This window comes from Blautia sp. 210820-DFI.6.14 (assembly GCF_020558815.1).
Classification (GTDB): domain Bacteria; phylum Bacillota; class Clostridia; order Lachnospirales; family Lachnospiraceae; genus Blautia_A; species Blautia_A obeum.
Genome location: NZ_JAJCKS010000045.1, coordinates 1 through 11,661, shown reverse-complemented (window position 1 = coordinate 11,661; position 11,661 = coordinate 1). Strand labels below are relative to the sequence as shown.

Genomic DNA, 11,661 nt, shown 5'->3' with positions numbered 1-11,661 from the left:
ATTATTTTCAAATTCAGGATCAGCATATGGTCGTATATCTTTTTCTGTTCCCCATGAAGCGTTTTGTCAAGTGCTTTTTAGAGTTATTGACGCAACATAGGCTCTTTTTTCCACGATAAAGCCCCACGCGGTCATACATGGGGCGGTGGGATTATGGTTGAAGTGGCGAAGTGGCAAAGTGGCAAGGTATCTGGGTTTTGCCACTTGGATTTTGCCAGTTCACTTTTTTAGGGCGTGATACCATGCTGCGCCGATACGCTTTGAGGTAATGCGTCCGTCAAGGTTTTTCTTTGCCGCCCGGACAGTACGGGCAGAAATCCCCGCGTCGGCTGCGGCTTTCTCTATGTCCTCGCTGGCAAGTTCTTTTCCGTCTGCCAGTAGGTCAAGTATCAGCTTTTCAGCCTGTTCGGTTTTGGTGGCGTTGTTGCCGCCCGCGCCGGACAGCAGCTCGTCGGCAGTTATATCATATTCGCCTATCCACTCAAAGCCTGTTTCCGGGTCAAGGCAAAAGGCAACGGGCTTTCCCTCCGGCGCAAGGGAAGATTTGTCGTGAATGATAACACGAACATTCGGCTCACGCTTCACGCGCCCGATTAAAAGGACGCTCCTTGCTGCGGCTCTAAAGTCGATAGAACCTAAGCCCCTGTATGCGCTCTGTCCTCCGGCAGCTTTGTTGAGGTGTCCGATAAGGATAACGGCGCACCCGGTACGCTCTGCAACTTCGGCAAGGCGGCGAAAAATGGGGCGCACCTCGTTTGCTTTGTTCATGTCGGCTTTGTCGCCCATATACGCCTGTATGGGGTCAAGGATAATCAGACGCGCCCCGTTCTGTATGATTGCTTTCTCTATGCGCTCGTCGGACAGGGTAAGCTCCCGTTTTGCTTCATCAATCACAAGCACCCGGTCAAGGTCTGCGGCGGCTTCTATCAAGCGGGGCTTGACGGTATCGCCCAAACCGTCCTCGGCGGTCTGATAAATCACTTGAAACGGCTGTATAGGCTTCATGCCCGGAAGCGTCCCGCCAGTGGTACAGGCAGCGGCAAGGCGCAGCGCAAAGGTGGTCTTGCCCTCGCCGGGGTTGCCCTGTACTATGGTTACTTTCCCAAAGGGGATATACGGCTCCCATAGCCATTCAACGGTCTGTGTGTCAACCTCGCTCATGCGGATAATCTCAACGGTTTCTTCCTGTGGCGGTTCTTTCAATCCATAGACAGCTTCCCGCAGATATTTCCCGTCTGTGATTTCGCCCCGGCGCGTCTGCACCTCGTTCCAGTCTTTGAAAAGAGGGATAAGGCGGTGGACGGTCAAGCCCTCCGGCATAAGCTCCACAAGGCGGCTGCAAGCGTCGTTTCCGGCTTTGTCGCTGTCAAGGCAGAGATATACGGTCTTGATGTTCGGGCGGTCAGAGAGAAAGCGCATAAGGGCTTTATCTCCCACGCCACCCAGCGCAAGATAGCTTTGCTTCTGCCAGTCCTTTTTGAACAGGCAGAGAAAAGATAAGAGGTCAATAGGGGCTTCAAAGACAAACAACCTTTCGCCCTCGCCCCGGTAGCAGAAGTTAAAGGCTTTATCGCTGCCTTTCACATCAAGCCGGAAGTTCCCGGCTGTGCCGCGCTGATGAGCGTAGCGTGGTACTCCGTCCTCGTCCCGTCCCACAAATATGGCGTTATGGTGGGCGGCTTCCTCGTAAATATCCCCGGTGGAAAAGAAAAAGCCCGACACATCTTCATCAATGTGGCGGGCGGCTGTGAGGTAGTTCCTCGCTATGCGGTTGTCGGAGCTGCGGGGCGGCAGTCGGAAGTCAGAAAAGGACGCAGGGCTTGGTCTGTCCGGCGGTGGTGCTGCGCCTTTTTCTCCTGTCAGCAGTTCTACGGCTTCGGTAAAGCTCTTACCGAAAAACTCCATGACAAAATCAATGGGTGCGCCGCCTTTGCTTTGGCTGTGCCTGTACCATTTGTTTCCCCGGATAGTCAAGCTGTCGTGCCGTTTCCAACGGTATTCCTGTCCGGCGCGGGTAAGCTGCTCGCCCCGTCCTTGAAGAAAAGAAACAAGGTCGGCTTGGTTGGCTCGGTCTATTTGTTCTTGGGTGTAATACATAAAATTTCAACTCCTTTCAGCGGTCTATATCATGCCGCTTGGTACGGTTCTGTGTCTGCTCCGGCTGCTCGGCTCTCAGCGCAATATCAACGCACTTGCGTATCTTCTGAAGCTCGGCAACCTCGGCGCGGGTAGCTTTCAATTTGGTGTAGTCGGTATCTCTCTGCTCTTTGAGGTCGGCGTATTCCTGTTTCCATTTGGAGATAGGCAGCGTCTTTGTATCTGTCAGATTTGCATGGAGATAGCGGCTTGCTGCATTCCATAAGGTTAGCTCGGCGCGGTGGGTTTCCTCATACTTATCCCGTTTGTTCGTCCAGCCGTTTTTCAGCTTTTTCAGTTCTGCATGAATGGGCTTGTACTGCAAATAATTCTCGCCGTTCTCTATCAGCTTTTGCAGCTCTTTCATGCGCTGCTCGGCGGCTTTCATTCCCTCCCGGATTGAAAAGGCTTCATCACTGACAGAGGAAAGAGAAGCGTCCAACTCGTCAAGGGTAGAGATACCATGCTCCGCAAGATAATTCGCCGCCTGTGATATGGTTTTCAGTTCGTCGGCTGCGTGTTGGTGCTGCCAGCTCTGCGAATACTTCCGGCTCTTTTCCCTCTGAACGCCCAAATACTTCATCAGAAGATTTGCAAGGTTCGGAGATTTTGGCGGTTGTTGTTTTCTTGGGGAAGTTTCCCACGCCGCAAGCAGTCCGGCAATCCATTCTTTGAGGTTGCCGATCTGCGCCCGGATTTCCTTTATCAGTCTGTTTGATTTGCGGATAGCCCGGTTCAGTTCGCCTTTCTCGGTGGCTATGCCTTTCTTCTCCATTTGACAGGCGGCTACGCCCATGTGGACAGTAGGTATCTCGTCAATTCCTCTCTCGGCGTTGCTGCGGTGGTCGATACGCTCTGTGCTTCCGGCGCGTTCAAGATAGCTGTTTGAAATATCAGCCCACGCTTTGCGCCACAAGAGGGCGTTGCCTTTGTCGTTCCAGCCTGTGAGGTCAACCTTGTGGGTCTTGTATCTGCCATTCGGCAAGCGTATGCGCTCCCCGTTTTCATCAAGGTCATATTCCTTTTTAGACTTCGCCGCCCACGCGCCGCGCTCGTCAAGTGGTCGCATGGTCAGCATGATATGACAATGGGGGTTGCCGCTGTCGGTGTCATGGATAGCAAAATCCACGCACATTCCTTTAGAAACAAATTGAGAGGAACAGTATTCCCGGACAAGCCGTATCTGTTCCTCTCGTGATAATTCTATGGGGAGTGCTGCGTCAATCTCACGCGCAAGCTGGGCGTTCCCGGCTTTCTCATAAAGTTCCACGCTGTTCCATAGGGTAGAACGGTCAGAGAAAGAGGGCGGGGCATGGGGCGGCAGCATGATTTCGGTATGGACAACGCCGCCTTTGCGGGTGTAGTCGTGGGTCATTCCGTCCCACTCGTTTGTCAGCTTTTCGCCGCTTCGGTAGGCGGCTGCGGCAACTGCTGATTTGCCTTTGCCCCGACTGACTATGCTGATGTTACAATGGTAAATGGCTATGGGTATCACCTCCAGTATAGCGGATATAAAACTTGTGGAAAATGAATAGCTTGCGTAGCAAGGTGTTCGGTTTCCGCAAGTACACAAAAGGGTAGACAGCGCAAGCTGTCGCAGGGGAAGTGTAGCGTCCCCTGTCTGCGGCAAAGCCGCCAATCGTAGCGCGGGGTAAAATCCCTGTGCTTAAGATAAAGCCCTCGGCAGAGCGCACACGCCCGTTAGGGTGTATAAGTGCGCCCTTAGTGTCTAAGGGATTTATTCAGCGTTCCCGTTCTCGGCTCGTTTTTTCAGATATTCCCGTACCAGCTCACTCGTCAGTGCAAACCTAAGAAGTGCTGCGGCTTCCTCGTCGCTCATGTTCTTTGCTTCCGGCACAATGCTTTCAAAGACTGCGCCTCGGACAATAAGGCGGTGGCTGCGTGTCCGGCGTTCCTCTTGCGACAGCTTTTGCCGCAGCACCTTTTCCCGGTTCTCAAACTGCCGGATTTTCTTTTTTCCGTCCTCGATTTCGGCTTGCAGTTCCTCGCGGGTTTTCTCTCTTGGCTTTGTCATGGTTGATCGCTCCTTTCTGCTCATAGCATAGAAAAGAGCAGCCGTTTTTGTGTGAAAAAGGCTGCTCTCATTGAATTATTTGGTTTGTATTTATATCGGTAACTACGAAAACTTATTGACTTATGCTTTCTAAAGGGAAAGTAACACTCCAATTTCCTTCGATATGTGTATCGCTCGTAACAAAATATCCATATACTTTATATTGGGTTAAATCAACATCTGACAAATCATAAACATATTCCACATACCGTTCTTGATGTTCACTATCAGTAGAAAATGCAATATTTGCGATACAGTGGATTTCCTCTCCTTTGTCATTTTTGAAATAGATATAGCCATGATTATCCGTTTCTAAACTATCCTCGTACTTGACTTGTATATGCAATTTCCCATCCACATATCCCATGGCTGTAATATCTACCTCAGCAATAGGGGAACACAGAATACCTGTTGTTTTCAATGCCTGAAAATTGTTTTCCATTTCATTGTAGTTTGTTCCCCCACCACCCCAAATTTGAGTCGGGGTAATTGTTTTTGGTGTAGCACTAATTTGGGTCAAATCCAAATCTGTCAATATCGCATCATATTCCTGCTTATTGCTCAGCATTTCTCGGACACAAAAAGTAATTTTCTCACCAATAATGTCTTTTTCATTCCATTGTGATATAGAAATTAGGAAAGTGGCGGTTTTTGTTTCGGTGTCATAGCTTATATTTTCACACGAACTGCTACAATCAAAAGGTGTATTGATACTAAAGCTATCAAACAAATCTGTCGTTTCATCAATTCTATCTCCGTCAATATCTTGTACGGAAATAAAAATCTTTGCTTCGCTACCCTCAACATAAGCCGAAATTACTTCAAACTTAATCCCATTATCCTCGCAGGACATACTAACAGGCTTTAACTTTTGGGCAATTGCCGGAGATACCTTGTAGAGTAGATTATAAGCTGGTCCAAAATCTGCTGCCGCTAATGCTGGAACAGACATGGTAAAAACAAGGAGCAAACTGGCTACCATAGCTCCCCATTTAATCCAAATGGGCTTCTTGACCTTTTTCTTATAGTTAAGGGCTTCGTCAATGTATTTGTTGTCAAGCTCGCTCATAGCGTCGGAAAACTTCTTTGCGTTCATATAAAGACCTCTCTTTCAATTAAATATTGTTTCATCTTTTCGCGGATACGGGTCAGCCGGACAGAGACATTTTTCTCTGAAAGCCCCACAACCTCGGCTATGTCTTTGTAGCTGTCAGAAAACCAATAGCGGCGCATGAAAATAACGCGGTTTTCAGTAGTCAGCGTATCTAAAAAACTTTCAATGATACGGGCTAATTCTTTAGCTTCAATTTCTGCTTCTACTGTGTGAGTATCTGCTACATAGGTTTCAATTTCCTCCAAAGCAATCGTGTAATGGCTGCTTCGTTTGGCTGCTTCCTTTCTCCAATAAATTTTGATTGAAATGTTCCGAACGATTTTCAGAACATAGGATAAAAGTGGGTTAGGTCGTGCAGGGGGAATAGTGTTCCATACACCTAAATAAGCGTCGTTTACACATTCCTCTGCGTTCTGCCTACTTCCTACGATATGATAGGAAAGATTGTGGCAGACTGTTCCGTATTTTATATCCAACTCCCGTATGCCTTGTTCTGAACGTTCAAAAAACATTTCTATGATTTTTTCATCCTCTATCATTGCACCGCCTCCTCTCCGGCTTCACCTATATACTACGGTTTTAACGACGAATACTACATCAAATCTCAAACTTTTTCAAAAAATTATACCACACTTCGCGTGAGATTGCTTGCGTTAGCTTTCGCCGCTTCGCTGGCGGCTCTCCGGCGTTGCTCATTGTATGGGGCGGTCAGACGGAAAGAGAAACGCCCCTTTGCAATATCAAACTCCATGCAGCCTGTTTCGTGGTCTGTGTCGGTCTGGTAGCACTCGTCGGGGTACTGCTCGGCATAAGCGGCAAGCCGCTTTTTGAGGTTGGTGTTGTGGGTGCGGATATGGATAAGGGGGTCTTTCTCGTCAAACCATATATCGGTGGTCTTTTCCTGTTTGGTAAGCCCTGTTCTCATGCAAGCTCCTTTCTGCGTCCCTGTTACGCAATAGGGGTGTTTTTCGGGTGTTTTCCTCGGCTCTTGACTTGGGGAAAACTGCGTTTTTGACGATAAAAACCGCCCAAACGGGGAATGTATCGTCGGGGCGGCTGTTATCGCAAGATTTCTGTTTTTTCCGGCTCTTGACCGTCAGACGCAGAAAAACGCAGACTGTCGGCAAGTATCGTTTTCAGCAGCTTGTCGGAGAATGTTTCTGTGGCGTTGTGGTTAAAAAACAGCTCCGCAACAATGGTCTGCCCGTTTCTCTGTGTCGTGATAACTCCGTCCGGTTTGGTCGGTGGGGTGGGTGTTCCTTTCTTTTCTGTCAATAGGTTACTCCTTTCTCCGGGCGTAAAAAAGGGACTTCCCGTAGTTCGGAAAATCCCTCTATGATGTTGCTATTCTGTTTTATGGTGCGGACAGTGCGGCGGCAGCCTGCGCCTTTTTCTTCGCCCGATATTCCCGCGCTTTGATACGGTCGTACTCCCGCCTCTTTTCAAGATTTCTCGCCCGGTATTCTCTTGAATAGTTGCGGTGGTAGGCGCGGCTCTTTTCCTTTCTTGCTTCTTCGATTTCCTCACGCATTTGCCGGATTTCCTGCTCTGTCGGCTCTGCAAGCTGTGTCAGTTCATTTTCAAATCTGCCGATATGGTTAAAATATATCCCGATATGCTGAATAGCCTGTTTCGCCCTTTTCTTGTCACGCTCATGCACTTCAATCCGGCTGATAAACTCGTTGAGGATAGTCGGGGTAAGGTCGGTAAAGTCAGCGTAACGGTCTATCAGCTTTACAAACTTCTGCGCCCGTCCTCCCGCGTTCTCAAAAGCGGATAGCTGTTCCCTAAGCTGTTCAAGCTCGGCTTTCAGTGAGTAGTATTCTTCGGAATACTTCTGCGACATCTGCTCATAGCGGTCTTGCGGGATAGTCCCCAGCGCGTTGTCCTCATAAAGTTTATTCAGCACCTTGTCAATCTGTTCAAGGCGCGTCGTGATTTGCGGGATACGCTTTTGCTGTTTCTTTGTCTTGTCGGTCTGCTGCATGGCAAGGCTCTTTTTCACTAAGGCTTCAAACTCTGCCCGGTTGCTGATAGAGTATTCCGCGATTTTTTTCAGCACATCTGCTACGGTCTGCATGAGCAGATCCGCGTCCATGATGTGCGGAGAGCTGCACTTGGGATTTTTGGCTTTTCCCTTGTGGTACTCGCTGCAATAGGCAACATGGCGCTTGCCGCCGTTTCGGTAATCTATGCGAATGTGCATTTTTGCGCCGCAGTCTTTACAGAAAAGCAAGCCGGACAGAGGGTGGATTTCTCCGTCCCCGTTGGGGCGTTTGACAGGTGCGTTTTCCAAAATCCGCTGCACATTTTCAAAGTCGGTGCGGTCAATAATCGGCTCATGCACATTTTCTGTGATGTGCCACTGGCTTCTGTCTACATAGTGGTTTCGCTTATCCCGAAAATGCTTTGTAGTCTTGAAGTTGACTACATCGCCGCAATACTCCTGCCGCGTGAGGATATGGGTCAGCGTGGCTTTGTTCCACTTGTAACGGTTATCCTCGTTGAGCGTCTTATTTTTACAAGTTCCCCGCCCGCGGTCTTTCATGTAGAAAGTGGGGGTTGGGATTTGCTCCTGTGTCAGATATACGGCGATTTGGTTTCGGTTTTTCCCGTCCAAAAACAGACGGAAAATAAGGCGTACAACCTCGGCGGCTTCCTCGTCGATTATCCAAAAATCCTTGTTGTCCGGGGCTTTGATATAGCCGTAAGGGGCTTCGGTGGCAATCGGCTTTCCACTCATGCCTTTGGTCTTAATGCCCGTTTTCACTTTCTTGCTGATGTCCTTTGCGTACCACTCCGACATGATATTGATAAAGGGGGCAAACTCTAATGTGTCGGGGTTTTCGCTGTCTATGCCGTTGTTGACTGCGATAAAGCGCACATTGTTCCGCCTGAAAATCTCCATAGCGTTTCCGACTTGGAGATAGTCGCGCCCCCAGCGGGTAAGGTCTTTCATAATACACACACCGATTTTTCCGCTTTCCACATCTTCAATCATGCGGGAGTAAGCAGAACGGTCAAAAAACCTGCCGCTTTCGTCGTCGTCAATGTAGTGCCGGATATTGGTTAGGTGCTGCCCTTTGGCGTAGTTCTCCAAAAAGATTTTTTGGTTCTGTATGCTGTTGCTCTCGCCGCCGTCCCTGTCCTCGTCGCCTACGGAAAGGCGGGAGTAAAGGGCTGTGATTTTATTGTAATTGCTCATGTGCATATCCTCCTGCGTCCATAAAGTCGTTGTTTACAGTTAAGATTATGCACTCCATCTGGCAGAACCATACTCCACACCCAGCCGATATTTCCTGGCATTTTTCGTGCGGTAAATAATAATAAGCTTTACAGCCACGCCGCCTGCGATTCCACACAACAAATCTATATGATTCAAACTTGGCCAGAGATTCTGAAATGCCAGTTCAAAATAAGTAATGGTATTCATAAATTTATCCCAGGAAGTTGCTCCGGTGTTTACCCGATACAACCAGGCAATCTTATTGAAAAAATAGGCAAACATCAGATAGGGGAAATTAGCTAAAAACAGCTTTTTCTGATCTGCCCTCTTCAATTCACTTGCCTTATCCGTGATCAGATTTTTCACATCCGCAAGCATTTTTCCTGGGATACTCTCTGAAGAAAAAACAGCTTTTCCAGATATTTTTCTCTTTTTCGGAGAACCTCTGATATGCTGAATTTTTCCTCTTTTTTTCTTATGCTGCTGTTTTTTCTCCGTCATAAACTCTGCCCTCTGTCTTTCTGCTGTTCTCTTGCTCGTTCTCTGTTCTTTCCTTTAGACACAGCATCCTTAAAGTGCATGAGTTTTTTCATAATAGATGGTTTATCCTTTTTGTTCATCTGGACACCTAAATATTTCTTAAATGCCAGATTCATCATTTCTGTATCCTGCCCTTTAAAAAACACATAGTAGGTCGGTGGCTTGGTTGAACTGTCTTTTTTCAAGGCAAAATCTAAGCGGTATTTCTTCGCCACACGCTCAAAAGACTTGATATTTCCATCTGTGATTTCAATATTGGATAAACCAGAACCCTGGCTTTTCAGTTCTTTGTATGACTGTTTTCCAACCTTATAAGGATTCTTTCCTTTTTGTTTCTGTCCTGACAGATACTTCCGCAGCATATTTTTTAACACGTCGGCAGTCACTCTTGCAGTTTTAACCGACAATGCGATTGTTTTCTGTGTAACTTCTTCCTGCAATTTGCACGCCTCCTTTCGATTCCGATCCGCAAATTACGGTGGTACTAACAGATGGGGGAGATATATTTTCATCGGAATTTGGCTCCTTTCCACTTCCCGACAAATTGTCGAGAAGTCCTCTCTTAAATATAAAAAGCCGACTGATTCCAATTTCTAATAAAATGGACCAACCGGCTACAAATTCTCTATTTCGTTTTTTCATTAATAAGCTGTTTTTTTATGAATACCAGCATTGAAATGAACTCAACTAACAACTCATATGCACTATGTATATCATCCGTTCCATATTCAACAATTCCATTATGCAGAATATTATTTCTAAACGGAATTCTTTTATCAATTTCCTTTGTATAAGCGTCAGTATTTGCAAACACTACATATGTAATTCCCATAACGTAAAGTTTTCCCACACTCTCAGAAGACATTCCCTCATTTTCATCTATAGACATTCGTTTTACTATTTGTTTCACTTTTGAATAAGGCTGTTTCGTGTAATTTAAAGTATTATATATTAACGGTTCTATATGTGATAACAATATTACTAATTTTTCACGTTCACTTATGGATGGATTGCTTATAATACTTTTTATATAACAATGTAATTTATTTTCTTGCTCATAATACTCCATAAGTTCTTCTTCCGCATCTTCTTTATCAATAAGCCCATAACTGTCTACCAACCACCAGACATCTTCATAATTCAAATCATAATTACTTAGTTTTTGAACGTTTGCAAAAAGTTGCGTATTCTTAACATCATCTGGTATATTTTTTAAAAATTCTGTCAAACTTCCAAATAAAGTATCTGGTATATTTTGTGAGAAACGACTTATTTTTTTTGAAAACTCAAGTAACACATCACCCAATTTATCTGTATCTATAAAATGATCTTCTTTATTCATCAGACCCTCCCTCTACTTATTTGTTCAATTTATTTTATTATAACCAATCATACTTATTCTGTCATTTATTTCTTAAACTCAGTAATAAATATACAGTACTGAATTGCACATACAACTTTCCTTCTTCCCAATCCATCTGATCCATCAGTAAACACTGAAATAATACATCTACATCCTGCAATTTATAAATCCGATTGCACGTTTCTGACAAACCTTTTAATTCCAGAACCTCTTGCATTGCGTTTCGCCTGTGCATAAGGCATTGCAGATATAATGCTTCCAGATGTTTCTGACTGAAAATAAGTGCTGTGATATCCTGTTCATTAACAGTACATTTACGTTTTTCTAACTCTTCCTGGGAAATATCCAGAAAACACCGGATATTTTCGACATATACATCACCATCAAATGTTGGATGCTTTTTCTTAATCCATCGTTTCGCCGCTACCTCCATATTCTTTCTGTCACGGTCAGATCTGGCACTACGGAAATTCAGCCTTTTGCCCATTTCTGCATAGATATTACTTTTCACCTGCCGATCTGCCAAAACTGCGTATTCTTCATTGCGAAAAAAATAATCTAAAAGTTGGTTCATCTTAGCCTGACTATCTACCAAATGATAACATTCCTCGGAAAACCCCAAACCCGCAAATGCAACTGACGCACTTCCTTTTTTGATTTCTTTTTCAATTACTCTTAAAATGTCTCTCTGTGATTCCATTTCTCGCTTTCCTCTCTCTTTTTCATTTTTCTGATTCTTTTCACAAATCATCAATAAGTTTTCATCTGCTCTTTTCGCTGTCAGTGTTAATGAATAACAAACAAAAACCAGAAACAATGATACCAATGCACTTCCCACACCAATCATAAAAACTTTTCCCCCTCCAATACATGAAGCAATCCGTCCCACTTAAAAAACGGACTGATTTTTTTCAACATAGCAATCAAGTCCGCTTCATTTTCTATTTCGATGTCCAGAAATTCTATTACACTGATTTCAAGTCCATCCGCAATTTTCTTTAATTGTTCTACTTTCGGATTTCGTATGCCCATTTCATACTTCCGAATTGTATTCACATTAATTCCTGTTCGCTCTGCAAGCAGCTCCTGCGATAGCTCTCTCTGTTTCCGAAAATAACGAATCTTTTCATTTATCTCCATATCTTTCATCTGCTGAACTTCTCGACAATTTGTCGGGAAGTTGTTCCCTTTCCCAGTTTTCTTTTCCT

13 protein-coding genes are annotated in these 11,661 nt (G+C 45.5%); all 13 read right to left on the bottom strand.

The window, feature by feature from the left end; genetic code table 11:
• Positions 1–219 precede the first annotated feature (219 nt).
• Positions 220–2,097 (bottom strand): AAA family ATPase, encoded by a 1,878-nt coding sequence (locus LI112_RS17100; RefSeq protein ID WP_173700118.1) that lies wholly within the window; start codon positions 2,095–2,097, stop codon positions 220–222.
• A 16-nt stretch (positions 2,098–2,113) separates the two neighbouring features.
• Positions 2,114–3,622: a MobQ family relaxase gene (gene mobQ, locus LI112_RS17095; protein WP_226840161.1), complete on the bottom strand. Its 1,509-nt coding sequence runs from the start codon at positions 3,620–3,622 to the stop codon at positions 2,114–2,116.
• A gap of 252 nt (positions 3,623–3,874) precedes the next feature.
• Entirely contained in the window at positions 3,875–4,171 is a 297-nt protein-coding gene (locus LI112_RS17090) for a DUF3847 domain-containing protein (RefSeq protein ID WP_117628576.1), read from the bottom strand.
• 112 nt (positions 4,172–4,283) lie between these two features.
• Positions 4,284–5,306 carry a DUF4179 domain-containing protein gene (locus tag LI112_RS17085; RefSeq protein WP_055304257.1) on the bottom strand — a complete coding sequence of 341 codons (1,023 nt, stop codon included), beginning with the start codon at positions 5,304–5,306 and terminating at the stop codon, positions 4,284–4,286.
• Positions 5,303–5,863, bottom strand: coding sequence for an RNA polymerase sigma factor (locus LI112_RS17080; protein WP_055304255.1), 561 nt, complete (start codon positions 5,861–5,863; stop codon positions 5,303–5,305). Before LI112_RS17080 ends, LI112_RS17085 begins: the two co-directional genes overlap by 4 nt.
• A gap of 83 nt (positions 5,864–5,946) precedes the next feature.
• A complete protein-coding gene (locus LI112_RS17075) occupies positions 5,947–6,249 on the bottom strand; it encodes a hypothetical protein (RefSeq protein WP_055304253.1) in 303 nt (100 codons plus the stop codon).
• 134 nt (positions 6,250–6,383) lie between these two features.
• On the bottom strand, positions 6,384–6,599 hold the full coding sequence (locus tag LI112_RS17070) for a transposon-encoded TnpW family protein (RefSeq protein WP_055304251.1): 216 nt from the start codon (positions 6,597–6,599) through the stop codon (positions 6,384–6,386).
• Between the two features lie 79 nt (positions 6,600–6,678).
• Entirely contained in the window at positions 6,679–8,529 is a 1,851-nt protein-coding gene (locus tag LI112_RS17065) for a recombinase family protein (RefSeq protein WP_055304249.1), read from the bottom strand.
• Positions 8,530–8,574: 45 nt separating this feature from the next.
• Positions 8,575–9,051, bottom strand: a complete 477-nt coding sequence (locus tag LI112_RS17060) for a hypothetical protein (RefSeq protein WP_227191145.1) — start codon at positions 9,049–9,051, stop codon at positions 8,575–8,577.
• Positions 9,048–9,530 carry a PcfB family protein gene (locus LI112_RS17055; protein WP_117457903.1) on the bottom strand — a complete coding sequence of 161 codons (483 nt, stop codon included), beginning with the start codon at positions 9,528–9,530 and terminating at the stop codon, positions 9,048–9,050. Before LI112_RS17055 ends, LI112_RS17060 begins: the two co-directional genes overlap by 4 nt.
• 185 nt (positions 9,531–9,715) lie before the next feature.
• Positions 9,716–10,432, bottom strand: a complete 717-nt coding sequence (locus tag LI112_RS17050) for a hypothetical protein (RefSeq protein ID WP_015541258.1) — start codon at positions 10,430–10,432, stop codon at positions 9,716–9,718.
• 61 nt (positions 10,433–10,493) lie between these two features.
• Entirely contained in the window at positions 10,494–11,300 is an 807-nt protein-coding gene (locus LI112_RS17045; protein WP_227191144.1) for a hypothetical protein, read from the bottom strand.
• A partial coding sequence (locus LI112_RS17040; protein WP_227191143.1) for a helix-turn-helix domain-containing protein occupies positions 11,297–11,661 on the bottom strand: 365 nt, incomplete at its 5' end. The genes LI112_RS17045 and LI112_RS17040, both read right to left, overlap by 4 nt.

What these genes read in the sequence shown, in the direction of transcription:
- LI112_RS17050 (WP_015541258.1), bottom strand. Translation starts at nt 10,432, where the DNA reads ATGAATAAAGAAGATCATTTTATAGATACAGATAAATTGGGTGATGTG.
- LI112_RS17045 (WP_227191144.1), bottom strand. Translation starts at nt 11,300, where the DNA reads ATGATTGGTGTGGGAAGTGCATTGGTATCATTGTTTCTGGTTTTTGTT.
- LI112_RS17080 (WP_055304255.1), bottom strand. Translation starts at nt 5,863, where the DNA reads ATGATAGAGGATGAAAAAATCATAGAAATGTTTTTTGAACGTTCAGAA.
- LI112_RS17100 (WP_173700118.1), bottom strand. Translation starts at nt 2,097, where the DNA reads ATGTATTACACCCAAGAACAAATAGACCGAGCCAACCAAGCCGACCTT.
- LI112_RS17060 (WP_227191145.1), bottom strand. Translation starts at nt 9,051, where the DNA reads ATGACGGAGAAAAAACAGCAGCATAAGAAAAAAAGAGGAAAAATTCAG.
- LI112_RS17085 (WP_055304257.1), bottom strand. Translation starts at nt 5,306, where the DNA reads ATGAACGCAAAGAAGTTTTCCGACGCTATGAGCGAGCTTGACAACAAA.
- LI112_RS17065 (WP_055304249.1), bottom strand. Translation starts at nt 8,529, where the DNA reads ATGAGCAATTACAATAAAATCACAGCCCTTTACTCCCGCCTTTCCGTA.
- LI112_RS17075 (WP_055304253.1), bottom strand. Translation starts at nt 6,249, where the DNA reads ATGAGAACAGGGCTTACCAAACAGGAAAAGACCACCGATATATGGTTT.
- LI112_RS17090 (WP_117628576.1), bottom strand. Translation starts at nt 4,171, where the DNA reads ATGACAAAGCCAAGAGAGAAAACCCGCGAGGAACTGCAAGCCGAAATC.